This window comes from Brevibacillus fortis (assembly GCF_046196545.1).
Classification (GTDB): Bacteria; Bacillota; Bacilli; order Brevibacillales; family Brevibacillaceae; genus Brevibacillus; species Brevibacillus fortis_A.
In genome coordinates this window covers 481,068-507,026 of the sequence record NZ_CP176370.1, presented here as the reverse complement: position 1 = coordinate 507,026, position 25,959 = coordinate 481,068, and the positions used below count along the sequence as shown (strand labels likewise).

28 protein-coding genes are annotated in these 25,959 nt (G+C 47.9%); 7 read left to right on the top strand and 21 right to left on the bottom strand.

What is annotated here, in order from left to right; all coding sequences use genetic code 11:
• Window positions 1-46: 46 nt before the first annotated feature.
• The 5 genes from ACKKE8_RS02880 to ACKKE8_RS02860 all read right to left on the bottom strand — a co-directional run bounded on the left by ACKKE8_RS02880 (window position 47) and on the right by ACKKE8_RS02860 (window position 5,767).
• The gene (locus ACKKE8_RS02880) at window positions 47-637 is read right to left on the bottom strand and encodes a TetR/AcrR family transcriptional regulator (RefSeq protein WP_409176845.1); all 591 of its coding nucleotides are present in this window, start codon (window positions 635-637) and stop codon (window positions 47-49) included.
• A gap of 146 nt (window positions 638-783) precedes the next feature.
• Window positions 784-1,812, bottom strand: a complete 1,029-nt coding sequence (locus tag ACKKE8_RS02875) for an NADH:flavin oxidoreductase/NADH oxidase (RefSeq protein WP_409176844.1) — start codon at window positions 1,810-1,812, stop codon at window positions 784-786.
• Window positions 1,813-2,463: 651 nt separating this feature from the next.
• The gene (locus ACKKE8_RS02870; RefSeq protein ID WP_409176843.1) at window positions 2,464-3,567 is read right to left on the bottom strand and encodes a citrate/2-methylcitrate synthase; all 1,104 of its coding nucleotides are present in this window, start codon (window positions 3,565-3,567) and stop codon (window positions 2,464-2,466) included.
• Window positions 3,568-3,666: 99 nt separating this feature from the next.
• Window positions 3,667-4,755 (bottom strand): DUF418 domain-containing protein, encoded by a 1,089-nt coding sequence (locus ACKKE8_RS02865; protein ID WP_409176842.1) that lies wholly within the window; start codon window positions 4,753-4,755, stop codon window positions 3,667-3,669.
• A gap of 97 nt (window positions 4,756-4,852) precedes the next feature.
• Window positions 4,853-5,767, bottom strand: a complete 915-nt coding sequence (locus tag ACKKE8_RS02860; protein ID WP_409176841.1) for a LysR family transcriptional regulator — start codon at window positions 5,765-5,767, stop codon at window positions 4,853-4,855.
• Window positions 5,768-5,980: 213 nt separating this feature from the next.
• Between ACKKE8_RS02860 and ACKKE8_RS02855 the strand changes: the two genes are divergently transcribed.
• Together ACKKE8_RS02855 and ACKKE8_RS02850 are read left to right on the top strand one after the other, a co-directional pair.
• Window positions 5,981-7,627, top strand: coding sequence for a hypothetical protein (locus ACKKE8_RS02855; RefSeq protein WP_409176840.1), 1,647 nt, complete (start codon window positions 5,981-5,983; stop codon window positions 7,625-7,627).
• A 193-nt stretch (window positions 7,628-7,820) separates the two neighbouring features.
• A protein-coding gene (locus ACKKE8_RS02850) for an IS3 family transposase (protein ID WP_409174429.1) occupies window positions 7,821-9,010 on the top strand; the annotation gives its coding sequence in 2 pieces (ribosomal slippage) (window positions 7,821-8,109 and window positions 8,109-9,010; 1,191 coding nt in all).
• 68 nt (window positions 9,011-9,078) lie between these two features.
• On the opposite strand, the gene ACKKE8_RS02845 is transcribed toward ACKKE8_RS02850, so the two are convergent.
• From ACKKE8_RS02845 to ACKKE8_RS02810, 8 genes are all read right to left on the bottom strand, one after another.
• Window positions 9,079-9,513 (bottom strand): metal-dependent hydrolase, encoded by a 435-nt coding sequence (locus ACKKE8_RS02845; RefSeq protein ID WP_017247226.1) that lies wholly within the window; start codon window positions 9,511-9,513, stop codon window positions 9,079-9,081.
• An 89-nt stretch (window positions 9,514-9,602) separates the two neighbouring features.
• Complete coding sequence (locus tag ACKKE8_RS02840) at window positions 9,603-9,965, bottom strand: cupin (protein WP_409176839.1); 363 nt, start codon at window positions 9,963-9,965, stop codon at window positions 9,603-9,605.
• A 434-nt stretch (window positions 9,966-10,399) separates the two neighbouring features.
• The gene (locus tag ACKKE8_RS02835; RefSeq protein ID WP_409176838.1) at window positions 10,400-12,085 is read right to left on the bottom strand and encodes a methyl-accepting chemotaxis protein; all 1,686 of its coding nucleotides are present in this window, start codon (window positions 12,083-12,085) and stop codon (window positions 10,400-10,402) included.
• 142 nt (window positions 12,086-12,227) lie between these two features.
• Entirely contained in the window at window positions 12,228-13,241 is a 1,014-nt protein-coding gene (locus ACKKE8_RS02830; RefSeq protein WP_409176837.1) for an NAD-dependent epimerase/dehydratase family protein, read from the bottom strand.
• A gap of 16 nt (window positions 13,242-13,257) precedes the next feature.
• Window positions 13,258-13,839, bottom strand: a complete 582-nt coding sequence (gene clpP, locus ACKKE8_RS02825) for an ATP-dependent Clp endopeptidase proteolytic subunit ClpP (protein WP_409176836.1) — start codon at window positions 13,837-13,839, stop codon at window positions 13,258-13,260.
• Between the two features lie 35 nt (window positions 13,840-13,874).
• Complete coding sequence (locus tag ACKKE8_RS02820) at window positions 13,875-14,132, bottom strand: hypothetical protein (RefSeq protein ID WP_409176835.1); 258 nt, start codon at window positions 14,130-14,132, stop codon at window positions 13,875-13,877.
• Window positions 14,129-14,722, bottom strand: a complete 594-nt coding sequence (locus ACKKE8_RS02815; RefSeq protein WP_007726169.1) for a helix-turn-helix domain-containing protein — start codon at window positions 14,720-14,722, stop codon at window positions 14,129-14,131. Before ACKKE8_RS02815 ends, ACKKE8_RS02820 begins: the two co-directional genes overlap by 4 nt.
• A 151-nt stretch (window positions 14,723-14,873) precedes the next feature.
• Window positions 14,874-15,632, bottom strand: a complete 759-nt coding sequence (locus tag ACKKE8_RS02810; RefSeq protein WP_409176834.1) for an MBL fold metallo-hydrolase — start codon at window positions 15,630-15,632, stop codon at window positions 14,874-14,876.
• Between the two features lie 118 nt (window positions 15,633-15,750).
• Here ACKKE8_RS02810 and ACKKE8_RS02805 point away from each other — a divergent pair, with 118 nt between their 5' ends.
• The 3 genes from ACKKE8_RS02805 (at window position 15,751) to ACKKE8_RS02795 (ending at window position 16,714) form a co-directional block, all read left to right on the top strand.
• Window positions 15,751-16,164, top strand: a complete 414-nt coding sequence (locus ACKKE8_RS02805) for an Lrp/AsnC family transcriptional regulator (protein ID WP_007726158.1) — start codon at window positions 15,751-15,753, stop codon at window positions 16,162-16,164.
• A gap of 98 nt (window positions 16,165-16,262) precedes the next feature.
• Complete coding sequence (locus ACKKE8_RS02800) at window positions 16,263-16,553, top strand: hypothetical protein (RefSeq protein WP_409176833.1); 291 nt, start codon at window positions 16,263-16,265, stop codon at window positions 16,551-16,553.
• Between the two features lie 26 nt (window positions 16,554-16,579).
• Window positions 16,580-16,714: a hypothetical protein gene (locus ACKKE8_RS02795; protein WP_409176832.1), complete on the top strand. Its 135-nt coding sequence runs from the start codon at window positions 16,580-16,582 to the stop codon at window positions 16,712-16,714.
• Window positions 16,715-16,765: 51 nt separating this feature from the next.
• Here the strand turns inward: ACKKE8_RS02795 and ACKKE8_RS02790 are convergent, their stop codons facing one another.
• Window positions 16,766-17,110 (bottom strand): cupin domain-containing protein, encoded by a 345-nt coding sequence (locus ACKKE8_RS02790; RefSeq protein ID WP_409176831.1) that lies wholly within the window; start codon window positions 17,108-17,110, stop codon window positions 16,766-16,768.
• Between the two features lie 230 nt (window positions 17,111-17,340).
• Between ACKKE8_RS02790 and ACKKE8_RS02785 the strand changes: the two genes are divergently transcribed.
• Both ACKKE8_RS02785 and ACKKE8_RS02780 read left to right on the top strand, forming a co-directional pair.
• Entirely contained in the window at window positions 17,341-18,504 is a 1,164-nt protein-coding gene (locus ACKKE8_RS02785) for a cation:proton antiporter (RefSeq protein ID WP_409176830.1), read from the top strand.
• A 93-nt stretch (window positions 18,505-18,597) separates the two neighbouring features.
• Window positions 18,598-19,731, top strand: coding sequence for a glycerate kinase (locus tag ACKKE8_RS02780; protein WP_409176829.1), 1,134 nt, complete (start codon window positions 18,598-18,600; stop codon window positions 19,729-19,731).
• 11 nt (window positions 19,732-19,742) lie between these two features.
• Here the strand turns inward: ACKKE8_RS02780 and ACKKE8_RS02775 are convergent, their stop codons facing one another.
• The 7 genes from ACKKE8_RS02775 to ACKKE8_RS02745 form a co-directional block, all read right to left on the bottom strand.
• Complete coding sequence (locus tag ACKKE8_RS02775) at window positions 19,743-21,203, bottom strand: glycosyltransferase family 4 protein (RefSeq protein WP_409176828.1); 1,461 nt, start codon at window positions 21,201-21,203, stop codon at window positions 19,743-19,745.
• Between the two features lie 17 nt (window positions 21,204-21,220).
• Window positions 21,221-22,219 carry a phosphotransferase gene (locus ACKKE8_RS02770; protein ID WP_409176827.1) on the bottom strand — a complete coding sequence of 333 codons (999 nt, stop codon included), beginning with the start codon at window positions 22,217-22,219 and terminating at the stop codon, window positions 21,221-21,223.
• On the bottom strand, window positions 22,216-23,349 hold the full coding sequence (locus ACKKE8_RS02765) for a glycosyltransferase family 4 protein (RefSeq protein WP_409176826.1): 1,134 nt from the start codon (window positions 23,347-23,349) through the stop codon (window positions 22,216-22,218). Before ACKKE8_RS02765 ends, ACKKE8_RS02770 begins: the two co-directional genes overlap by 4 nt.
• A gap of 124 nt (window positions 23,350-23,473) precedes the next feature.
• A complete protein-coding gene (rpmG, locus tag ACKKE8_RS02760) occupies window positions 23,474-23,623 on the bottom strand; it encodes a 50S ribosomal protein L33 (protein WP_088910423.1) in 150 nt (49 codons plus the stop codon).
• 24 nt (window positions 23,624-23,647) lie between these two features.
• Window positions 23,648-24,862 (bottom strand): GTP-binding protein, encoded by a 1,215-nt coding sequence (locus ACKKE8_RS02755; protein ID WP_409176825.1) that lies wholly within the window; start codon window positions 24,860-24,862, stop codon window positions 23,648-23,650.
• 240 nt (window positions 24,863-25,102) lie between these two features.
• Window positions 25,103-25,432: a hypothetical protein gene (locus ACKKE8_RS02750; protein WP_409176824.1), complete on the bottom strand. Its 330-nt coding sequence runs from the start codon at window positions 25,430-25,432 to the stop codon at window positions 25,103-25,105.
• Between the two features lie 48 nt (window positions 25,433-25,480).
• The gene (locus ACKKE8_RS02745) at window positions 25,481-25,801 is read right to left on the bottom strand and encodes a hypothetical protein (protein ID WP_409176823.1); all 321 of its coding nucleotides are present in this window, start codon (window positions 25,799-25,801) and stop codon (window positions 25,481-25,483) included.
• Window positions 25,802-25,959 lie beyond the last annotated feature (158 nt).

The following is a 25,959-nucleotide window of genomic DNA, read 5'->3' as shown; positions in this document are numbered from 1 at the left end:
CGCAATTTGACTGTCAGTACTGACTGACATATAAGTGGTAAAAAAACTAGGGAGTCAAACCCCTAGCAAAAACCTCTACACTCTCTTCGATAAATGCATCCAGAGATACCCCTGAAAAATTGCTAGCGCTATCCAGATCGTTCAAAAACGCCCCGAAATTCATGACCATGAAGGCTGTTGCCTGTGCCTCCGGATTCGTTTGGATCATCTTTCCCTTTTTGCCCATCTCTATGAAGTAATCTGTAAACAGTACCATCAACTGTCGCGGGTGCTTTTGGGTCCGCTCGCGGAATCCCGGCAAATGGGCCTCATCCTTCATGCTAATTAAAATCATTTTTCGATTCCGGTTCATCATTTCGTGATACGTTCGGCTGATCAATAGCAAATCCTCGCGCAAATCCCACGTAAGCTTCTCCGCAAAAAGCTTTGTCAGTCCTTCCGTGTAATGAAAACGGTCAAAGGCGCTTTCGAGCAAATTCCGCTTGCTGCCGAAGTGACGAAACAACGTCTTCTCGCTCAATCCTGCCGCTGTGGCAATTTCTTGCGTGGTTACGCCGTTGTAGCCTCTTTCCGCGATGAGGTCGATTGCGGCTATCATCAGCTTTTCGCTGCTTGTAAGACTTTTGCTGCTGCTCATTGCTATCCTCATTCCCGGAAGTGATTGTCAGTACTGACTGACATTTATCTTAAACGGACTGTCAAAAAGTGTCAAGGGCTCGCGGTAAAAAAGGGCTCTCCTCCGACTCATGCAGTCGAAAGGAAAGCCCCCGCTCTATTACTCGATTAAAACGCTCTTGAATATTGCTTCGGTGGCTGCAACTCATCCGCCGACAACTCACGAATCGCATGCAGTGCCCAATAAGGATCACGCAGCATACCGCGTCCGACTGCTACCAAATCCGTATCGCCATTGCCAATCGATGCTTCCGCCACTTTTGGATCATCGAGGTTGCCGACTGCAATGACTGGGACATCCAGTGCCTGCTTAATTGCGCGTGCCAATGGTACTTGATAGCCAGGATGAACACCTGGACGACCTGCTGAACCAATCGGTCCTTCCCCGCCGCTGGAAAGATGGAAAATATCAACGCCTGCTTCCTTGTATCGACGGCACAGCTCCGTGCTGTATTCCAGCCCATATCCACCATCCACGTACTCTACGGCAGAGACGCGCATGATCAGCGGCATGTCGGCTGGCATGACCTCTTTGATCGCCTGAATAATTTCCACGCCAAACAGCGCTTTATCCCGCCCATACTCATCGTCTCGCTGATTGGTCAAAGGGGAGTGGAACTGGTGAATCAAGTATCCGTGCGCACCGTGGATTTCAATGGTGTCAAACCCGGCTTCCACCGCACGTCTCGCAGAGTCCTGGAACTTGACGACCATTTGCTTGACTTCTTCTGTCGTCAACGCCCGTGGCGTTTTGTAGCGCGCCCCTGGGAAAGCAATCGCGGACGCCGATACAGGCACTTCTGCGTCTTCCGCTTTGCGGCCCGCATGAGCAATCTGTATGCCAATTTTGGCCCCATACTTATGAACCTCGGAGACAATTCGTGCATACGCCGGAATCTGCTCGTCTGACCACAAGCCCAAATCGCCGTTGGAAATTCTGCCATCAGGCTCGACATCGGTCATTTCCACGATAATCAGACCTGTTCCGCCTACTGCACGGGAAACGTAATGAACAAAATGCCAGTCCGTTGGTGTTCCATCGTGTGCATCCACAGAGTATTGGCACATCGGTGGCATGACGATCCGATTCTTCAAGCTAAGTCCTTTGAACTGAAACGGGGTAGACAACAACGCCATTTGCTCCACTCCTTACTTTTTTTTATTATCATGCCAAAAGTAAGCTTGTTCTGCAATCCCGAGTTGCACTTTGTGAAAACGATATATACTTTGTCCGGCTGTTGGGGTGGGGAGGAAACAGGAGAAAACGCTCAGCTTCTTGTCCCACCCGCTGTGGGATTGACTGCCCGACTCCATGCAAAAAGCGAAACCGCGTCCAAAGTAGTTCTTTCAGGATGTTTTTCAGAGGTGGACGCTTAAGAGCGTGTTTCGCTTTTTGCATTCCGTCTCGGTCGGTGTACCAAAGATCTTCGCTTATTTCTCCTGTTTCCTCTACGAGCTTTCCGTGCTTAAACGGGTTTTTAAAGACTTAAAGATTGAAGAACATCATCGGTTACGACAGAGAAGAATATTTCCAGACGTAGCGACTTGTGGAGTCCTACCGAGCGGAGAAGGGATTCGCGGGCAAAAGAAACGCAACGTGCCCGTGCTACGTAGCGGCTACCACTTTTGCGTTTCCCCGCGAATCCCTTCGGAGCGGACAGTCTCAGCCCTCAGCGGGACGGAGCCTGGAGCCTAGACTGGAAATATTCTTCTCTTCACCACAGCCACATCTATAACACCAAAAAAAGCTACCCGTATAACGGATAGCTTTTATGATTGGCGTCTCGATTATTCTGGCATCGTGCCAATGTAATTGGATTGCGGGCGAATAATGCGGTTTTTGCCTGCTTGCTCCAGAATGTGCGCACTCCAACCGACCACACGGCTCACGGCAAATGTCGGTGTAAACAAATTGTCGTCCAAGCCCACCGCGCGCATGACAGCTGCGGCAAAAAACTCTACGTTTGTATTCAGCTTGCGGCCTGGTTTGTACTCTTCCAGCAGTTGCAAGCCTACTTTTTCTACGTGTGTCGCCAGATCGAACCACGGATCGTTGGACGACAGCTCGGATGCAACGACGCGCAGAGCAGTTGCACGCGGATCAATCGTTTTATAGACGCGGTGCCCGAAGCCCATCAAGCGTCCGCCGCTCTCCAGCTTGTTGCGCAGCCACGGCTCTGCATTTTCCTTCGTGCCGATAGCCTCGATCATCTCCGTCACTTCAGAAGGTGCTCCGCCGTGCAAAGGCCCTTTCAGGGTTCCGATTGCCGCCGTAATGGAAGAAATCAGATCGGATTCGGTCGAGCTGACGACACGACCGGAGAATGTCGATGCATTCATGCCATGCTCCTGCGTCAAAATCAGGTACGCATCCAGTGCACGTACATGTGCCGCATTCGGCTTTTCGCCTTTGAGCATATACAGATAGTTCGCTGTATGATCCAGCTCCGGATTCGGTGCAAACGGCTCGCGGCCCTCCAGGCAAGCGAAGCGATACGCAACGATTGTCGGCATCTTGGCAGCGAGCGAAATCACCTCATCGATGGTTGGCGGGAAGCCGTGCGAGGAACTGCCCAGTGCCGAAACACCCGTACGCAGCACACTCATCATATCTACATCTGCCGGGATCAGCTTCAGGATTCCCTTTACGTGCTCCGGCAGCTCACGGTTTGCTTTGAGCTTATCTTTTAAATCAGTCAACTCCTGCTCGCTAGGCAAATGTCCGAACCAGAGCAGGTGTGCCACTTCCTCAAATGTGTGGTGGATAGCCAAATCACGCGCCCAATGACCGCGGTACACCAGCAGTCCATTAATCCCATCCACCAAACTAAGGTCTGTTTCTGCTACGGCGATACCATCCAAGCCGATAGCCAAAGGATGTTGTTTTGTCATCATCACCACTCCATTTTCGTCTCTTTTCTCTTCAGTATAATCGATTCATAATCGTGAAGGGAAATAAAAGAAAACCGGAGTTTTGATCACGTTTTACAATCAGTTAGCAGGAGCTGGAACCGTCTTCTTTTTACGTCCGTATGTCAGGAAGCGCCACAGCTTTTCCATCGGCCCCTGGTTAAAACGCTTCAGCCACAGCCAGCTTGCGAGTAATTGAAACGCATAGATCGGCAGCGCGAGCAAAAACCAAGAAGAGAGCGGCATGGCCGTAATACCGAGCAAAGGAATTAGAATAGTCATGATGACGGTCTGACCCAAATAAGTCGTTAATCCCATTTGTCCCGTGTAGGCAAATGGCTGGAGAACTTTCCTTGCTGGCTCACGATCCAGCAATAGAAACAAGCTGGCTATCAAACACAGCGCCATAGGCAGCGTACTTAGATCAACCAATATTTTATTCACCTGTTCAAGCTTTGGACCAAATACAACACCGCTAGCCCAAACAATCCCTGCTGCGATCGGAAGACTGATTGCCAGAGTAGTAACAGTGATTCGTTTCAACAACGGCTTATGCTCGCGAATTTGAGCAATCAAACCGCGTTTGCCCGCATACAAACCAGACAGGAACATCACGAAAATCGGTATCATTGTCGACTGTAATGATGCGATAAACGGATAGACCTCTTGACCATTTAGCGTCTGCACGAGCGCCACGCCTTGAGTGAGCATGTACACTCCTCCCAGACTGGCCGCCCATGCTAGAATCGTAGAAGGTTTTCTTCGATAAAAAGGCATCAGTAAAAAGCCGAGAAGTGCATACACCGTCAAAATATCTCCGAACCAAAGAATGACGTGCACCACACCAATGAAAAACATCGCGAACAACCGTCTGCTGAAGAGACGAAATACTTTTTGTCCACGCTGTTCAGCCCGTGACATAAAAATGTAAAAACCTAAGCCAAACAGAAACGAAAAGATCCCGAAAAATTTCGTCTGAATGAACAAGTCATAGCTCAAGCGAAGCCATGCATCGATCCCCGCCTCTATTGGCATAGGAACGTCTTCCGAATACATGATAAAGCCGGGCAAGTTCACCAGCAAAATCCCGAACAATGCCAATCCCCTTACAATATCAATAGAATAAATCCGATCCTTCTGTGCGATTGGTTCAGCCTGCATATTCGTCATTCCCCCCTGCTGTCTTCAAGCAGGGTTCAGTATAGGATACATATATTGGTCAAAACTATCGATTCACCTTACAACTACCTTACAGGCTTGTTATCTTTTATGTCCGTCCACCCGACTGAACAAGCGGCATCGGTGGATACAAGGACTGCAAGATATCCATAAAATGCTGCGCTGGCTCGCTAATCCCTGCTTTAGGTACCAGCAAATAAGAAGCGACCTTCGGCAAAACCAGGCCAGGTGTGGGCAGTTCAATAAAGCGGTTTTCAAACAAATCCCGATCGACAGCCGTCCGAGGCAAAAAGGAAACACCCAATCCATCCTCGATGAATCGCTTTGTAATGTCTACCTGCGAAACAGCCATCGTACGCAAGGAAAGCCCCCTCTGACGCAAAAGCAACAGCAACTCATCCCAGTAGCCCGGGTGATTGTGGGTCAGCAGACGATTCGATTGTACCTCTTGCTCCCAATCAGGCAAGGGCGCCTCCATATCTCCGCCACTGTGAGGGACAGCAAAAACAACAGGATCTTCGTACAAAAGATAAGTAGACAACTGGAATTCTCCCGGCACCATCCGGGTTAAGCCCAGATCAGCTTGTCCATTTTGAACCAGCGGGCCAATTTCCACGGAGTCGACAATTTTAATCGAGATATCTATATCGGGATAGAGCTTGGTGTACCGGTGCAGCAAATGGGAAAAACGAGCACGGGCAATAATCGGGGAAACAGCCAGTTGCAGCTTTTCCCGATATCCCTGTCTCCAAGCCTGCAAGTCCTCCATACTGTTATGCCACTGTTGAAGGAGTCCTTTTGCATGTGGCAAGTAGCGTTTGCCCGCAGCCGTTAACCGAACGCGTTTGCCAACCCGTTCAAACAGCTTGATCCCCAATTCCTTTTCCAATTGTCGTATATGCTGGCTGACAGTAGGCTGCGCAATGAACAACGCTTCTGCTGTCTGGTGAAAATTTTCTGTCGTGGCCGCCACCATAAACGTTTGCAGCACGCGAAAATCCACGTGATCTCCCCCCTGCTGTCGCTTTTTCTTTGTTCTATATGCATACAAAAGAAGGAAGACTGCAACTATTTGGGTCTTTCTTCCTCTTTTTTGAAGAAATTTACTGGAAATCGTTCCCCTTCATCCTCCTTATGGTACAATACAAAATCGAGTGCGCAAAATGATAACGCACATTGTACTCACCAAAGAGAGAGCAAAAAGGGGAGAGAAAAGATGGAAACTGCAACAAACGTGAACCCACCGCGCAAAAGCAAGAAAAAAGTATGGTTGATCGCGGGGGCAGCGGCTGTCGTTGTGCTGGGTGGATTAGGAACCGCCTATGCCAAGTACGATTTGTTTAAGAGCGCAAAAACGATTTACCTGCAAGCGGAAGCAGAGAGCATGATGAAGTTTTCAAGCGACGCATCCAAAGCTTACGGGGAATACCAAGACTACATGAAGCCTTACCTGGAAAAACCAGTTCACTCCACTACTGAGGTGAGTGAAATTGCCCTAGATGCAACGATCCCAGACCCGCAAGCACAAAAAATTCTCGACATGCTGGGCAAAGCGAAGCTCGTGATGCAAAGCAACATCGATGAACAGAAAAATCAACAATCAGGGAACCTGGAAGTTCACCTACAAGACAAAAAGCTGGCTACTCTTGAGTACTTCATGAATGATTCCGTGATGGGCTTCAAGCTGCCAGAGTTTTACTCTAAATACGCTTATATGGACTTGAAAGATCGCGATGCACTTAAGCAAAAGATGGGCGAGGAACTGCCGAAGCGCTTCGTAAGCTATAGCGATTTGCATGAAGCAATCAATTTTAACCAAGATGAACTGAAATCGGTAATGACTCCGTATGCCCTGCTGTATGCTGACAGCATCAAAGACAGTCAGGTAAGCATCAAGAAAGACGTTTCCTTCTCTGAAGAAGGCCTCAAGGAAGATGCACGTGAGATCACTGTTACTTTTAACGACGCAGAAGGCGCGGCTCTAACGAAGCAAATTGCAGAGAAGGCAAAAGCAGACCAAAAGCTGTTTGACCTGATCTACAGCCGCTACCACAATGTGGCTACACTGATGCTCGACAGCGGCTACCAAGTAGAAGAAATCAGCAAAGAAGAATTCAAGAAAAATTACGAGCAAGCCTTCGATGACATCATCAAGGATACAGAAGATACAGACGCCAAATCAACTGACCAATTGAGAATGGTCGTGCTCGTGGATAGCGATCATCAAATCTTGTCCCGCAAGCTCTTGTTCGATGAAAAAGAGAAAAAAGATCAGCTGGTCTACAGCAGTGTTTCCTACGATAAAGGTGCAGAATCGTACTACCGTTACTCCCTGCACAACCTGTCTGATCTGCAAAGTGGCGAAATGTCCTTCACCTACAGAGCGACAGAAGAAAAAGACAAGACAAAGGGTAAGTTCAGCATCTTGGCGAAAGAGACCGACCAGCCAATTCTGGACCTCTCGACTACTTTCGAGACAACCAAGCAAGACAAGAAAAAAACCGGAAAGTATGACTTTGCACTCGTAGTGGCAGACGAATATTCCTCCAACCCTGTTGCTCTGACCGGTAATGTTACCGTGAACGAGACGAAGACGGACAATGGTGTCGATTCTGACGGCACGGTAAAAGTAAACTTCTCGAACCCTACTCCAGATATGCCAAAAGGCTTTAGCTTCAAGATGAAGTCCAAAGCAGAATTCGGCAAAGCACTGGAAATTCCAGCTATGACTGCTGACAACTCCATCAACTTCGCTACGGTAACGGACCAACAAATGATGGAAGCGCAACAAGAAGTCATGCAAAACGCGGATAAATTCATGACTGAAAACGCTGAGCTCGTGCAACAGTTCATGATGCCTTAATTGTTTCGTGATAAGAAGAATCCGATCATAATCGTTACAGCAAGCTGGCATCGGCCCTAAACCGGTGTCAGCTTTTTTTGTTCTAATGAAAAAGGACCTCCTGAGGGGTGATATTATCCCCTTTGAGTAGACAGTGTAAAAAGCCCGCCCACCTAACGGTGGGTGGTACACTCTACTTGGAGGGGATTTTCTCATGGCTAAAAAAGGTCAAATATTCAAGCGTTATTCCGAGGAGTTTAAGCTGAGAGCAGTAAACATGTATCAACAGGGAGAGATGGGTTATAAAGCAATAGCTAAGGAATTAGGGATACCTAGTAAAACACAAGTTCTACAATGGGTTCGAAAGAAGAATAAAGGCGAAGGTTTTGTGGATCAAAGAGGAAAGAATGGTTCTAGTGACACCCCATTTGTTGGTCGTCCAAGAACCAAGTTTGCTACTGTGGAAGAAGAAAGGGACTATCTAAAGGCGCAGGTAGAATACCTAAAAAAGCGCAATCCCAATCTGCATCTGGGGGGAAGGTATGGAAAATAACTCGCTTTACGATCATAAACGAGCTGCGTAAAAAATATCCACTAACGTGGTTGGTAGAAATTGCGCAAGTGTCACGGTCGGGTTTTTACAAATGGCTTAGCACCAAAGGAAAGCCGTCAGCAAGAAATGAGTTAGATCAGATTCTGAAAAAGCATATGATGGCGATTCATTTGGAGCATCCATACTATGGTTATCCACGAATGCAGATAGCATTAAAGAAGAAGGGATTGAATGCGAATCATAAGCGAATATACCGCCTGATGAAAGAATTAAACCTTCAATCCATCATCAGGAGGAAGCGCCGCTATTTTGGTAAAGCACCTTCGATTGTATATCCCAACTTACTTAACCGTAAGTTTAGAGCGGACAAGCCCAATGAGGTATTTGTAACAGATATTACGTATGTTGCACTTCATAACCGTTACTATTACCTTTCGGTCATTCAGGACCTTTTTAACAACGAAGTTGTTGCCTGGAAAGTTTCCAAGCGAAATGATTTACAACTTGTGTTAGACACTGTGGGGCAGCTAAACGAAGAAAGAGACGTGCTGAAAGCAACCCTACATTCAGATCAGGGCTTCCAATACACGTCTCGACAGTACAATAAGCGAATAAAGGAACTTGGCATAAGTGGCAGCCACTCTCGCAAAGGAAACTGCCTTGATAACGCCTGCATCGAATCCTTTTTCTCGCATCTCAAAACTGAGACATTGTACTTTACTGAGTGTAAGACAGAAGAAGATCTCTTTCAAGCCATTGAAAAATACATTTGGTTTTATAACCATGAACGGTTCCAGAAAAAATTAAACCAGTGTGCCCCGGTTGAATACCGAAACACACTGGCTGCTTAGGCTTTTTTAATTGTGTCTACTTGACAGGGGTAAGACCAGGGGAAGTCCTTTTTCATTGTCCATTCTTCTTACTGATAACCTCTAATCACGATATAAACAATCGCTACATAAAACACGATACGATCCACAGTCCGATACATCGACTTGGACACCCGAATGCCGAGCCATCCCACTCGCAACGGCCACAATAACTGAATGCGTCCCACCAGCATATCGCTGATTAGATGGGACAAAATCCCCCACAGCGCTGCCATGGCAGCCGGAGAATCACCGAATAGCAGAAATGGAAGGAACAATATTACCCATGAATGTGTCACTGTACGATGGCCGAATCCTTTTTGCAGCATTTTGGATACAGGCCCCATCAAGTTTCCGAGCTTGCTATTTGCTTGATCAATATCAGGTACGAGTGCCATCGTCGCGCCAATGACGCTGCCCTTCCAAGAAGGATAGGCACAGTAGCCAGCGATGGCACCGAGTGCCATATGTGTTTTCCAATTCATTCGCCTTTCACACCGTCTTTCTAGGGTAGTCTAATGAGCTTATGTACAGTTGGTGGAATGGCAAACCAATACCATTATACATACGGATACTACGTCTCCAACAAGGACATAAAGCTCTCCGGATCAAGTCCATCTCCTTCGATCACGATTGCCGTCATTCCAGTTTCACTGCCCGATTCGTGTCCTTCCCCTGTGATCCAAAACGCCGCTTGTCCACTTTGGATCGGAATGCGTGCTGTACCTTCACCACGTACCCAGCCTTCACCGCTCACGACAAGAAACAGCTGAGGACAAGTCGCCGGATGATAGCCGACAATTCCGCCTGCCTCCAAATGGATACATCCAATCGAAACCGAATCAGGCGTGCGTAAGACACGAGAAATCGTCGCCTGGACGGAATTATAGCGATCAATCGTTTTGCCTACTTGCTGATCAAATCGGAATCGTTTCATACTTTCCCCTCCGCCTTTTGACGTGTAAGCCTTATCATAGCGCAACTAGTGGTGCTGTGACAGACTCATCTTCCACGATTACTGCCGAAACCAAATATTTGATTCGGATGTTTGCATTCGTATGCTTCGTCGTATAAGTCTGGACTTTATTGGAGCCAGGGCAGTTCCTTTTTTAACAGTGGCAGTTGAACCGCACAGGAGGAGTTTACCATAACAAGAACGTATGTTCTACAAAATTATTGAGAAATTTAACTAAAAAACAACAAAGCCACTTTGTCCTTCGGGCCTTGGGCTGTCTTTTTAGCAGCGGCAGTGGGGAATCTCGTGGTTTTTCTCGTGTATCGAAGATTGGCTTTGTGGAAATTGGCGTAAACGAAAAGACACCCCTCAGAATCATTCTGTCGATTCTAAGGGGTGTTTCGTGTGGCGAAGCTTTATACCTTGAAATGGTCTATCAGCTTTTCCAAATCATCTGCAAGACTCGCCAGCGATGCGGCTGAGGAGTAGATTTCCTCCATCGAGGCAAGCTGTTCTTCTGTAGCAGACGAGACTCCCACCGAGAGAGAGACAGCCGATTGCGCTACAGTGGCAATCATCTGCATCGATTGTCCGACCTTGCCTGTACTTTCCGTAAGGGTATGTGCGGCAGTCGATACTTCTTGGATTTCATTTGTCACGCCCACAACAGCATCGCGAATTTGAGAGAACGCTTCTCCTGCCCTTGCGACGCCCCCCATCCCATCTGATACTTCTTGAGAGCCTTTTTCCATCGTGAGGACTGCTTCGTTCGTCTCCAGCTGGATCGACGCTACCAACTGGGAAATTTCTTGTGCCGATGCAGATGCCTGCTCCGCCAGCTTTCGCACTTCATCCGCCACGACAGCAAAGCCTCTGCCATGCTCGTCCGCCCTCGCCGCTTCGATGGCGGCATTCAATGCCAAGAGATTCGTTTGACCTGAAATTTGCGTAATGACCTCGACGATTTGGCCGATTTGCTCGGAGCGTTTTCCCAAACCACCTACTAGTGCAGTCAAATGCTCCATGGTTTCTCCGATTCCGTTCATCTGGGCAACCGACTGCTGGATGGTCCGATCTCCTTCTGTCGCCAGCTCTGAGGTACTGGAAGCCGCAGCAGACACGCTTTGTGCACGTGCTGCAATTTTTTCAATTCCAGCTGATATTTCTTCGACTTCCTGCTGACTCTCCTCTACGTTTTGGGATTGCCTGTCCGTTCCTTCCGTCATTTCCTGGATCGTGATAGCGATCTGTTCCGTAGCTTGGCTCGTTTGCTTGGAGCTCGCTGTCAGTTGTTCAGCTGCGGCTGCAACCTGCTGGGCATGCTCGCGAACCTGAGAAATCAACTCTCGTAAATTGGCTAGCATCCGGTTGAATGAGCCTGCCAACTGTCCAATCTCGTCTTTTGAAAAGACCGTCAACTCTTGCGTCAAATCTCCTTTTCCGTTTGCGATATCATGCAGCTGTTTGTTCACCCGATGCAGCGGTACTACAATCGAGCGGATCAGGAGACCGCCAACCACAATCGCGACGAGAATTCCCACTACATTAAAAAACAACTGAATCATGGCCGAAATTCCTTCGTTTTCCGCCAGCTCGTGTTGATCTACTTCGATTTCTTTTCGCACCTCTTCAACCAATCCACTCACAACCGAATCCATTTCTTTTCTCGATTGCCGTTCCTGACCGAAATGATGAGAGATGGCTTCTTCACGTAGTCCATTATCCTGTGCCTCTACCGCTTTATCGCTCGACTCCAGATAGGACTTGTATAGTCTCTTTGCCTCCTCGATATCTTCATGATGGTGAGAAGACTCAAGAGAACTGTTCATTTTGGCAAACAGGCTGTCCACCTTTGCTGCCTTTTCCTTCAATTCCATCCGAAATTCTTCATCGCCCGTTAACAAGTAGGCTCGTTCGTCATTATTTCGACCCGTCATGATAAACTGCATTTCTCGTAGGTCCGTCAATAATTCTTCCTCTTCGATAATTTTTGTGTAGGATGCCTTCATTGCTAACATTTGCACATACATATACGTGCCTGAACCGAACAAGACTGCCAATATGACACCAAAAGCCAGGATGATTTTTGTTCTGATTTTCACAAGATGTGCCTCCCGTCATCTGATACTCATGTTCATTCCCGGCTCCTCTTTCCTTCAAACACTTTGATGTGCAAACAAAAAAAACCGTCAGACAACATCCTGACGGTTCAAACAGATTACACACGAAAATCCGTGCTACATACTAAACGCCGAGCTTCGCGAGCAGTTTATCCTCTGTTATATAGTTGTTTTCTTGTAACATGTTTTCAGGAGGATGATCAATCTCCCATGCAATCGTACGTCGCATAGACTCCTCTGCGGTGGCTTGTTCTATATACCCCAGCTCTCGCCTGATTTTTGCTGTGTCCAGTTGAATATGCTGCTTCGATTCGATCTGCGGGACCCACTCATTTGGCAACTCAGTAGAAGGCGCTGTAATCACTTTGCCATTCCAACCGTAAACGCTGCCGATTCGTTCAATCCACTCTCGCATCGACAAGCATTGCTCTTCTGCTACGTGGTAAATCTGATTTTTTGCTCGATCGTCGGTCGCCACCAGACAAATGGCATGCGCGATGTCTTCTACATAGCCGCGTGCCCAACGCCAAGAAGTAAAGCCTTCTTCGAGCAAAATAAACGGACGCCCGTCACGCATCTGCTGAAGATATGGATAGACGCGATGCTGGTAATCATGCGGGCCATACACCATCGGCAGGCGTAAAATCGTGCCCGGCAGACTCTGCTGCCCCATCACGACTTCCTCCACGAGTACCTTGTCATAATATTCGCGATCTGGTCTGGCCCCGCGGAACGGATAGCGCTTCTCGCAAAGCGGTGACTGCTCCGTAAGCGGCTCGGTCGTAATCGGACCGGATTCGATCTTGTTCACCCGTCCGAACGCCTGGTACACGTCACAGCTGCTAATCGCTACGACACGACTTGCTATTTCCTGAAACGTTTCTATCAGCAATCGGGCATCTGCTTCTGTATACGGAAACAGATCAATAACGACATCCGGTGCAAAGGAGCGAAAAGCCTCCCGGTATTCACCCAGGCGGGCACGATCTCCCGTGATAGAGATGATACCTTGTGGAAGAGTGGCTGCACCGTGGGAAAGCCCCCTATTAAATACAGCAACCTCATGACCTGCTTCTGCCAAGCGCTTCACTGCATGTGGACCGATAAAACGCGTTCCCCCCAAAAATAGGATCTTCACCCCGGCACCCCCAGCTCTACAATTTTTCGATCACTTTATCAATCAAACCGTATTCGAGCGCCTCTGCTGCGGTAAGGAAATAGTCGCGGTCTGCATCTTTTTCGATTTGCTCGACTGTCTTTCCCGTACGCCCCGCGATGATCGTATACAGCATGTTTCGATGTCGCATAATACGGTCTGCTGCGATCTTGATATCGCTCGCCTGTCCTTGACTGCCTCCCCATGGCTGGTGGAGCATGACTTCTGCATTGGGCAGCGCGTAGCGTTTGCCCGGCGCTCCTGCTACAAGAAGCATCGCTCCCATGGACGCTGCCATCCCCGTGCAGATCGTGGACACATCAGGCGCAATGAAACTCATCGTATCGATAATCGCCATCCCTGCTGTGACAGAGCCTCCGGGCGAATTGATATAAAGGTGAATGTCTTTTTTCGGGTCCTCTGCTGCCAGGAACAGCAACTGAGCTACGACTGCATTAGCTACCTGATCATCGATGGCACTACCGAGAAAAATGATCCGATCCTTCAACAACCGGGAGTAAATGTCATAGGACCTCTCTCCATAACTCGTTTGCTCGACTACTACCGGAATGAGATTCATGAAAAACCCTCCTTCGCTTGTGTACACTCGATTTTTTACGCGGCCATACGCATGCTGGTTGCTTGTGGCACTGCCACTGATTTTTTGTTAAATCCAGAAGAAACCTGCGTCACCACTGCCGGATTACTTGCCGGACCCACTGACCATGTCTGAACAGCTGCTTCTCTTTCGACCGCAACCCCATTTCCGCTTCGGGCTGGCATGGCAATGATCTGATCAGATTGTGACTGGATACGATTTTCCCAAACGATTACGGGTTTGGACTTGTTAGACTCTGTCACTTGTGCCTTCATGCCTCGTCTCCTCCTTGTTTTGGATAAACCGCGAGAACGACCTGATACGTTTCTTGTCCCTTTTCTTTTGGCTGATACTTCGCCACAAGCTGATTCACCAGTTGGACGTATTCCTCTACAAAAGCACTGCGCTGTTCCGCACTGGCAAGCTGAATACTCGCGTTCAGTGAGGCACTCGGAACCTCCACCTCTTGATCGGAACGCTCCAGCAACAGCATGGCATCCCGTTTGATTCGTTCTGCTGTCTGGACCAGATGAGACAACGATCCTTGGTCCTTCATTTGCTGAACGGTATCGTTGCCCCAGTTCAGCCCTTCCGAGAGTACATACGTCCGCGCAATCGCCAAATAAAGCACCTCGACGAGATTGCGCACCTGTCGACTCCCTACCCGCCTGACCAATCCGACCTTTTCCAAGGCCTTCAAGTGATAATTGACACGCTGCGGGATTTCATTGATACCGCGTGCGACTTCTGCTGCTGAAGCAGGCTCTGCCAAACGGCTTAATATCTCGGCACGGAGCGGGTTCAATAACGCCATCGCCTGTTCCGGCTTCTCGACTACATATGTTTCCAGTTGTTCGTGCGCCACAACAACACCTCATGACATTAATCATTTACGTAAAAATAGTTTATTACGTTCGTTTTTGTTTGTCAAATGATGGATGAGCCTTTTTTTCGACAACATCAAAAGCCCCGCTAGGACCTGCGGAGCTTTTGTTTTTCATTCCTATTCGGTTTACTCATTGAAAAGAAATGATTTCGCCATCCTGCGGAACATGTACGCGAACGGACAGCTGTTTTTCCTGCAAACATTCATTTAATTCCTGGCGGCTGAGCAAGCAATGGTTCCACGTCTCCATGTGGGCAACGAGAATCCGGCTGTCAGGCGCGGCATTTGCGACATGGACGATATCCTCCTTCGTCATCGTGATCGGGTCTCCCGTCAAGAACCGGGCCGCACCTGCGAAAACGACGATCACATCAGGACGATACGCTGCAACAGCCTGCTCCACTTCCTCACACCAAATCGTATCCCCCGCCACATACAGCGTCGGCTCACCAGCTCGCTCCAGAACGAAGCCAGATACTGGCCCCATCTGCTGTCCAATTTCCCCTGTTCCGTGTTGACCACCTGTCCGATGCAGGTGAACCCCTTGCCATGTATACTCCTCATCGATGGCAATGACTTGTTCGAAGCCATGCTGCACCAGCTTATCCAGATCCGGTGGCTGGCAAAATACAGGCAAATGCTTCGGGAGAAGGCGTATGGCCGCTTCATCGAGATGATCGAAATGGGTATGCGTCACCAAGAGAGCGTCCACGCCAACGAGTACCTCCTCCACGGATATGGGCAATTCTACTCCTGGATTCGGGCGCTGATTCGGCGTATTTGGTACTGCTGGCATTTCGCCCTTGGAGCTAAACATCGGATCGACCAAAAATGTCAGCCCTGCATATTCCACGCGCAAGGTAGCATGTCGTACAAGCTGAATCTGCATGTCATTTCTTCCTTTCCTCGTTATCGTTATAATGGATGTACGTTTATTGTATAAGGTCGTGAACGGTTGCCGCGAAACGATTGCTGGCTACCCACTTTCGCCGTGAAAGGAGATACACATGCTAGACCAAATTGATCTCTCCATCCTTGCCTTGCTACGCAAAAACAGCCGATTACAGTGGAAGGACATCGGCGAACAGGTCCATCTAAGCGGTCAAGCCGTCGGCAACCGAATTAGACGAATGGAAGAGCAAGGCATTATCCAAGGCTACACAACGCTCATTGATGAAGCCAAAATCGCCCCAGTCCTCACTGCTCTGGTTACCATGTTCATGACCACTACCGATCATTCTCTCTTCACTCGCTTTATCAAAAGTCGCAGCGAGATCGTCGAAGCGCATCGCATCAGCGGAGAAGGCTGCTATACCATGGTGGTACATGTTCCAGATCAAGAGGCCCTCAATCATTTTTTAGATGCCCTGCTTCCTTTTGGGAACTACCGTGTCAATCTATCTATTAACAAATTGAAATAGTTGGCATTTTGGCAATGAATCCGTTCTCATGATTTTTCGGGGTTGCTCGATATTGTGAACAAGAGTAGAATGATGAATACGAAAGGAGGAGAGTCGCCATGGAAGATATGCTATTGCTGCTGTTTTCGCTGGAGGATTTCTTCGCCTTGGTCGCGCTTTTTGTAGGATGCTTCACTTCTGCTTTTTGTCTCAGACAGTGTTACCTGCAAAACCGGGCTCTACATCAGAACGTCACGGATACGTACCGACCTTCCATTAACACGTTGTTGGTTGAGACTTATCCAATGGCGGCAAGGCAACCGCAGCGCCATCGTTTATTCAGGCGCATACAGCATACAGACGGCGAAATGGATACATATGGTTCCTTCGTTTTGGATCGCGTAGCGTAACAAAAATCCAAGAGGAGGTTGATCATATGATCGCCAAATATATCGGAGAAGCTTTGTTGTTTGTTGTGGGTCTGCCTATTTTCGCTTATCAAACATTCGAAGGAATGCACGCATTGGCAGATATCTTCGCACAAATGTCCGATTACACCAATTTCAAATAAGCTTGACGCATATAAAAAGCCTGACCGCTTCTTTAGACGGTCAGGCTTTCTTTAATCTGCCTGGATGCGGTCTCCTCTGGTTGTCGGCTGCGAGATCACAAGAAACTCCACATCCTCTGCTCCCTCGTTTTTCATCTGGTGTTTGACTCCTGGAGGCACTTCTACCCCTTCCTGCCTGCCCAACACATGACGAACGCCGTCCACTTCGAGCATAGCCTGTCCTGATAGCACGAAGAAAAACTGACGCGACCGCTCGTGATAATGACGTACTTCTGCTGTATTCCCGGGCATTCGTTCATGAATAATGCTTAGCTCTTGGCCTTTGACCAGATGCCAGCCGTCGCATTGATCTCCCCAGATGTAATGCTCTGCATTCTCTTTGCTAATTTTTGCCATGAATGCTTCTCCTCCGATTTTTGCTCTATCTTCACACGTAGGAGAGCATTTGTCATCAAATGTTTACTTTTTCTCCCCAATATGCTAAAATGTTTGTAGATCGTAAGTGAATATTCAATTCGTTACTGGAGGAGCCTGTCATCATAGGGTTCTTTTTGTCTTTTTTTAGCCGACAAAAAGAAAGCTGTGATTGCGGGCTCTTTTTTATTTCGTAAAAAGGGGGAAACCACATGCTTATTTTTCAGCTGGCTGTCATTTTGATCGCCTCCAAAATCGCTGGCGACATCAGCGTACGGCTGGGACAGCCATCCGTTTTGGGGAAACTGCTCATCGGTGTCGTTTTAGGTCCTACCGTTCTCGGGCTGGTCACAGACACAGAAATCCTCAAGGAAATTAGCCAAATCGGGGTTATCCTACTCATGTTTATCGCGGGCTTGGAGACCGATATTGATGAGTTCAAACGCACCGCCAAGTCTTCAACGAGCGTAGGTATCGCAGGGATTGTCATGCCCCTTGCACTCGGTTATGGTGCCGGAATTGCGATTGGTCTCTCCAACATCGAAGCGATCTTCCTGGGCCTGTTGCTCTCTGCTACAAGCGTGAGTATTTCCGTACAAACGTTGAAGGAATTGGGCAAGCTAAAATCAAGAGAAGGCGCAACAATCATGGGAGCCGCTGTTATCGATGACGTTTTGGTCATCTTGGCACTCGCTTTCTTGATGAGCTTTGCTGGCGGCGACGTAAATCTCGGCATGGTGGTTTTGAAAAAGGTCGCGTTTTTTGCCATCGTCATTGTTCTTTCCTGGAAGGTTGTCCCTTGGGTTTTGAAAAAATTTGCTCCGTTGCAGGTGACAGAATCGGTCATTTCCGCAGCGCTTATCATCTGTTTCATGTTCGCATATTTTGCTGAATATACAGGGGTTGCTGCCATCATCGGTTCCTACATCGCCGGGGTTGCGATCAGCTTGACCAATTACAAGCAAGAAGTGACGCACAAGGTCGAAACCATCAGCTACGCGGTTTTCGTGCCAGTATTCTTCACCTCGATCGGGGTAACGGCGCAGTTCTCTGGTATCTTGGAAAATCTCGGACTGATTGTGCTCCTGAGCGTCATCGCGATTATTTCCAAGCTCATCGGTGGTGCTTTTGGTGCAAAAATCACAGGCTTCCCGTGGAAAAACTCGATGGCCATTGGTGCGGCCATGGTATCGCGTGGGGAAGTCGCCCTCATTATCGCTGCGATTGGTTTGGAGAACAATTTGCTCACACAAGACATGTTTGCGGTACTGATTGTCGTCGTTCTCTTAACAACTATCGTCACTCCACCAATGATGAAATGGTTCTTCTCGAAAACGGCACAGCCAGAAGAAATCGCATTGAAAAAGAACGCCTAACACAACCAAGACTGTTTCTCGCCTAGACGCGGGGGACAGTCTTTTTTTATTATGGAAAAAATGCCCTCTTTCCTGATAGGAGGAAACACCGTCATGAAAATTGTAATCGCTCCGGACTCCTTTAAAGGTAGCCTGACTGCCAAACAAGTGGGCGAAGCCATTCGCTCAGGGATTAGACGTGTACTCCCGCAAAGTGAACTCATCGTGAAACCGATGGCTGACGGCGGCGAAGGTACCATGCAATGCCTGGTCGATGCCACAGATGGCAAAATACTGACCACCTCCGTAAAAAACCCGCTCGGCCAGGACATTTCTGCTGAATTCGGTATTTTGGGTGACGGTGTAACCTGTGTGATTGAAATGGCTGCTGCCTCTGGTCTTTACTTAATTTCAGCCGCAGATCGCAACCCGCTTGTCACGACGACCTATGGCTTTGGTCAATTGATTACGGCCGGACTGGATCAAGGGTGCCGCAAGTTTATTTTGGGACTGGGTGGCAGCTCTACCAATGACGGAGGGGCTGGCATGCTCCAAGCTCTCGGATATGTGCTTCTCGATCAAGACGATCAGCCACTCTCTTTTGGCGGTGGTGAATTATCACGACTGAGCCGTATTGATACGAGTCAGGCTGATAAGCGGCTGGCTGACTGTCACTTCATCATTGCGTGTGATGTTATCAACCCTTTTGTTGGACCAAATGGCGCTTCTCACGTCTTCGGCCCGCAAAAAGGAGCCACACCGGAAATGGTGCTGCAATTGGATGATCATCTGCGCCATTTCGCTGACTTGATCGAAAAGACCCGCGGCATCGCCATTCACGATTTGCCTGGCACAGGTGCTGCGGGTGGTGTCGCTGGTGCCCTTCTCGCTTTTCTAAATGGTCAGCTGCGTTCCGGGATTGAGATTGTGATTGAGACGACCGGACTTGCGGAAGCCATGGACAAAGCCAATCTTGTGATCACAGGTGAGGGACAAGTCGACTTCCAGACGGCCCAAGGAAAGACGCCATGTGGAGTTGCCCAAGTCGCACAACGATACGGCATTCCCGTCATCGTCCTCGCTGGTTCCATTGGAAATGGCATCGATACTCTTTATGAAAAAGGCGTTTCTGCCGTTGTCAGCATCACCAGCAAACCGATGACGCTGGATCAATCGATGTGCGAAGCCTCCTCTCTCTTGGAGCAGACAGCCGAGCAGGTCATGCGGATTTATAGCCTGAAATCCTGATCGGCCTCTTGTTAACCGTATATGAGTGCATCGACAAGCCTTTGATAGCCAATATCGGAAAAGAAATCGAAGGTGCCTTCGTCGTCATCATCAAAGCAACTCCAATCGTGGACTATGTCAAATGGTTGCAGGATGGCATCACAGCATTGATTGCTTCTCTCGTCATTATCTCCACCATTGTCAGGTTCCTCTTGCCTTCGCTCTGGCTGGACGCCATGCTCGGTACCATGGCATTCGTGTAAATCATGACGTTCATGGTAATCGGTAGCGGTGCACTGGTCTCCACCACCGCTTGTCGTACCCAGACATTGGTCATACTCGTGGAAGTTATGACATGGATTGTTGTGGTCTCCATTTTGGAGCTCATCCTTCTGTAAAGCTTTATCAGATTCATAAATGTGGCTGAGTCTATCTGCTGTTGCACGCCAACTAAATTTCTCCAAGGCAATTTGACGAGCTTCTTGTTTCATTTTTAAATACAGTGGCTTATTCATGATCAGCGAACAAATCGCTTCCGCGAATGCTTGCGGGTTTCTATATTGGTTGATCAGCAATCCAGTGCGGCCATGCTCAATGATTTCTTTTATGCCCCCGTTTTTCGAGGCTACGACTGGCAATCCGGAGGACATCGCTTCGACGTTAACAAGACCGAACGATTCATGTTTTTGCGAAGGACAAATAAACAGATCGGCTTTTCTAAAAACGCGGTGGATACTACGATGGGGGACCGTACCTAGAAATTCGGCATGTACGCCAAATTTACGAGAGAGCGATTGCAATTGCCTTGCATATTTGCTTGTTGGTGATCCTCCTGCAATCATTACTTTGACAGGTTGGGCTATCTGACTTTTCACAAGCTTAGCTGCTTGAAGCAATACGGGAATGCCTTTACGTGGAATAAGCCTGCCCGCGAACAATAAGGTGAAGGCACGGGGATGAGAGGTTTTTGGAATAGGGGAAAAGCGAGATGTATCGACGCCGAGCCATGCAACTCGGATTTTCCTCGATATGCTAGGAAAACGAGCAGAAAGCCGACTTTCAAGCGATGAACTGTTGGTGATAATCAAGTCCGCTTTTCGTAATCCAGCCAAGGTCTCTGCCCGGCTAGTATGGGGAGAATTGACAAAAGTCAGCGAGTGAAGATACAAGGATACGGTCGCTTTCGGAAACATCGATTTAATCTGCCTAACGAACTCCGGTCGATTATCGATTTGCAAAACGTCAAATCGGCGTTTTTTTAGGATTTTTTTCACATGGGTCAAATATTTCGCAGGACTGCCGGTAGGAACGCGATAAATGTGCACCCCATCTATAAAAGAATGCTTCGGATAACGAGGATGCGCTCTGCTGATAATCGAGACCGAGTGCCATTTACTCAATTCCTTGGCAATCGCCAGAATCGTAATCTCGACGGACCCCCCAAGAATGGGGGGGACGGGGATTTGCTCGGGGGCGATGATGACGATTTTCATACCGAACACTCTCCTGTTTAAGAGCTATGACTGGCAGCATACTCATCAAGTTCCTGCAAAAAAGGATCGATTCTCCTCTCTGAATCAAGTGCCCATCGTAACCGCTTCATGGTAAACGGGATTCTTTTGAATCCGGACACTACCAAATACGTCGAAAACGGAGATCGCAACCAGGCGCTCATCAGTTTGTAGTCGCTTTTGTCAAGATGGGCAACCTGACGATAGCCATCCAGAATTGCTTTCGCTATGGAAAAATCCCATTGATAATCTTTGCAGGAATTATAAATGATCCGGTATAAATCATAGGCACGCAGATCAACACGCAAGGTTTCAAAGTCGATCAGATAGGTTCCTTCGTCATTGAGAATGAAATTGCTCGGTCCCCCGTCTCCATGACACAATATTCCATGTTTGCGTGGATGGCGACGGTAGCTGAGATATCCGCTACTTTTCAATAATCCTTCCGCTTGTCTGGCATACCGTATGATTTCCGGTCCGTGCTGCTTGATAAAACGGTTAATTGGCTGGCTAAAACCATTTCTCCTCGCGTTTGCCATCTTCGTTTGTATATAGCAGTGCCGTTTACGTAAAGTGGCGAACCACGTCCCCATCTCACTGTGCGCGAAATTTCCTTTAAGAGCAGTTAATCCAGCCTCGTGAAAGCGTGCCAGCGCGACACCACATGCCCTCATATCAGCCAAAGAACTCGGTGAGGGTTTCCTCCCTGAAATCCAGGGAGTTAGCACGAAAATCTCTCCTTTCTTTGAGAGATGATAAGCTCTGCGACCCTCCGGCCTGTTTGGATTGCGCCAAGCCAAAAGCGATCCGCTTCCCCGAACCCGCAACAGCATTCGGTCGATCCACCGTGCTCGGCCGACTCCTTTTGGCATCCGCTTTAAACTGAGCGTACGGCCGTCTGGCGTTACAATCCGATAGATTCCTGCCCGAATTTTCTTTTGTTGGCGTACCCGGACCCCAAACTGTTTGGCTACACCGTTAATGGAGTGTTTGCTCATTGTCCTTCCACCTTGTTTAGGTTTGTAAACAACGATTCATATTGAAGCGTAATCGAAGACCAGTTATATCGTGCGGCAGTCGAGTGGGCATTGCGTACTCTATTTTTCGTTAGGGATGGATTATTCCAGAACGCTTTAATGGCTCGGGCTATATCTGCGCTAGTTACAGAGGAAATGATTTGGGCATTTTGGTCGTTTACAAATTCCTTTAATCCTCCCGACAAGGTCGAAACAAGTGGGACGCCATTTGCCATCGCTTCCAACGCAACCAGGCAAAACGACTCTTTTTTGCTTGGAACAATAACGGCACCGTACGAAGTGTACATTCGTTGCACCGCTCCATATTTGCTCTTTTTGACCCAGTGAATTCGCTTCGTGAGACCCATTTGTCTTGTAAGGGCTCTGATTTTTCTTTGATAGCTGATAAGGCCGCTCCCTACAATGGTTAAGCGAACATCTTTATGGGTTCGTGACAGGAGGCCAATGGCTCTTATTAAAGCATCGGCCCCTTTTGAAGGAATCAGTCTACCTACGTACAGCAATTTAGTCGGGGCAGCCTCTGACTGCCTGGTTCCAGGTTTAACACCGTGCGGGATAACAGAAAATTTATTGATATTTGTATTGGGGTAACGTCTCCTTGTTGCATCTATTTGCCACTTGCTCGGCACAATGATTCGACTTGCGCTGCGAATCAATTTTGTTTGGTTTTTTCCAGGCGCAGAAAGGGCACCTTGAGAGGCCATTGAGTGACAGGAATAGACGATCGGCACATGAAACCGGGCTTTCACCAATTTGGCAGTATCTGCAAAATCTGTACTATGCACATGAATGATATCCGGTTTGGTGAATCCCTTGCTAGACACCGTGTTCAAGATTGTTTTCGCTTTGAAGGATTGTTTCGTGCGATGAAAGTAACGAGTACTTTTTGGGAATCGAAGAATGCGCAAATTGTCGTTTGGTTTTGATATCGTCAATTGATTGGAATTTCCGGCGCATAGAACCGTTACCTCCACACCATTCTGACTCAGTGCTCTAGACAAATGAGTGGCGACAACCCCTAGTCCTCCCATTATTTGGGGTAGATACTCATTCGTCATGACCAACACTTTCAATTTGTTGTCGTTCTGCAAATAGTACCCTCCTCGTATACTCGCTGTTATCGCATCGCATTCTATAGACACAAGTATATTTTATGTTTGGCTGATAAGAAGGTGTTGGGCACGATGCCTATAGGTCCTCCAAGCCTTTTCGTTTTTACTTTGTTTCCCTGTGAATGGTATAACGCTTCAGACGTGGCGAATATTTTCTCAGTTCTAGTCGTTCTGGATGATTCCGCTTGTTTTTGGATGTGATATAGTTGCGGTCTCCGGTTTCAGTGCATTGCAGGGTAACGTTCACGCGCATGGATGTCAGCCTCCTCTTTTTTGGTTACAATGTCGTCTCGATTACAGCATCTGCTGTTGGGAGTGGATCGGGCAGTTTACTCCAGTCCGCCTCGTATTCCTCATCGTTCAGGAGACATGCATCGAGATGCTTCACGATTTGCTCCTGTTTCAGATCAATCCCGATAAAGACAAGCTCTGTCTTTCGATCCCCATGTACGGGATGCCATGTTTGCTGCCAGTCCGGCTCCTCTACCAGAATGGCTTGTTGCTCTTCTGCCGATAACGCTGCTGTCCAATAGCCTGCCGTTCCGATTTCGATGGATGGCCCCGCCTGACTGAGTGTCATCGCCACGTCATTTCGTGTCGCCAACCAGAAAAAGCCTTTGGCACGTACGACCTCCTCTGGCCACTCCTCCAACCACTTTTCAAAACGTTCTGGATGAAACGGCCTGCCACTGCGATAAACGAAGGAGGAAATTCCGTACTCGTCCGTCTCAGGTGTATGCTCTTCCTTTTGCAGCTCAGCAAGCCATCCCGCTGATTGACTGGCAGTCTCGAAGTCGAACAGGTTGGTATTCAAAATTTCTTGCGGGTCTACCTGCCCACGAACAGCGCGGATGAAGCGAGCATTTGGCTGTAGCTTGCGCAGAACGGCTTCCAGCTGTATCAAATCATCTGGAGCGACACTATCGCATTTGTTCAGGATCAGCACATCACAGAATTCAATCTGGTCGATCAAAAGATCCGCTACCTCACGGGTATCCTCTTCGCCAACTGCCTGCCCTCTGTCCAAAAGGTTTTCGCCGGAAGAAAAGTCATGCCAGAAGCGGTACGCATCCACTACGGTCACCATCGTGTCCAAGCGGCACAGCGCTGATAAATTGATGCCATTTTCTTCGTCTACGTATGTGAAAGTCTGGGCGACAGGAACCGGCTCGCCTACTCCCGTCGATTCAATCAGTATGTAGTCATACCTTCCTTCCAAAGCCAGACGCTCTACCTCCGTCAGCAAATCCTCTCGCAAGGTGCAGCAAATGCAGCCATTCGACAGCTCCACGACCTTTTCGTCCACGCGTGAAAGACCACTGCCCGAGAGAATAAGAGAGGCGTCTACGTTTACTTCGCTCAAGTCGTTAACAATCACGGCGACTCGTAGCCCGTCCCGATTGTTCAGGACATGGTTCAGTAGCGTCGTTTTACCCGCTCCCAAGTACCCGCTCAGGACTGTGACGGGGATTTTCGTTTCGTTCATGTTCATGGTAGGTTCTCCTTTTTGCTCCATTCAAAGCGTAATGATTACGATTTGTTGGTTATCATAACGCATCAAAATATCCGAAGTCAATACAAAACGAAATTATTACGATTTATACAAAAATGAAAAAACCTTGAAAGGAATTCTTCCAAGGCCTTTCCAGGAGTTATGAAATTAAACGGGTGAAATCTACTTTCCTTTTGCGGTCTGTGCAACTTCGCTTGTACTGGACACTCTGTTAATTGGTTAAACAACAGGCTTGAGTGTAACCTTAAAATTTTCACGTTCACTTAAGGGTGGTCTATCCACGTTGCAAATATAAAAAGTATTAGATCCATAATAATCTAATCTAACTCCATTTTTGACCTCATAATATTTAACAATATCCTCGCCATTTTCAATGTCAATTGCCATGTTAAATTTAATTTCGTTATTAATCTCTCCGTTAACCGTCACTTCAACGGCCATAGCTTTGCAGGTACCAAACCATATTGTAGAAAAATTACCGCTTGCACGGCTTCGTTGATCATCTAAGTCAGTATAACTCGATACTACAACAGCAATGGGTCTGCTCATCTTTCATCCTCCCGAAGTGTTTTTATGAAGAGTCATTTTTTACATTTATTAATTGGTAGAAGGTTTAATTGTAACCGTAAAATTTTTGTTCGTTGGACATCTGGTTTCACAGATATATAGCGAATTACTCTCGATATAGCCCAGTTCTGTATTATTACGTACGTCACGAGCTTTAACAGGATCGCTGCCGCTCCGATCTTCAGCAATACTAAATACAATCGTTTCATCAACTTGGCCATCAACAGTCACTTCAACGAGCATTCGATGTGCGCCTCCAAACCATTTAGTCGAAAAGTTACCGCTTGAGCGACTGCCTTGGCCTGCTAAGGGGCCTGGTTCGGATACAATAATTCCAATAGTTCTCTCCATAAACTTCTCCTCCTTTACGATAATAAATTCTTTATCATAAGTACTGATAAAAACCGTTTTTATGACCTAAATTTTCTTCGGTACGAACCACCTTCACTATAGTTGTTGTTCCCGCGACTTGTGCAAAAAAAATCAGCCAGATTTCACTCTGACTGATT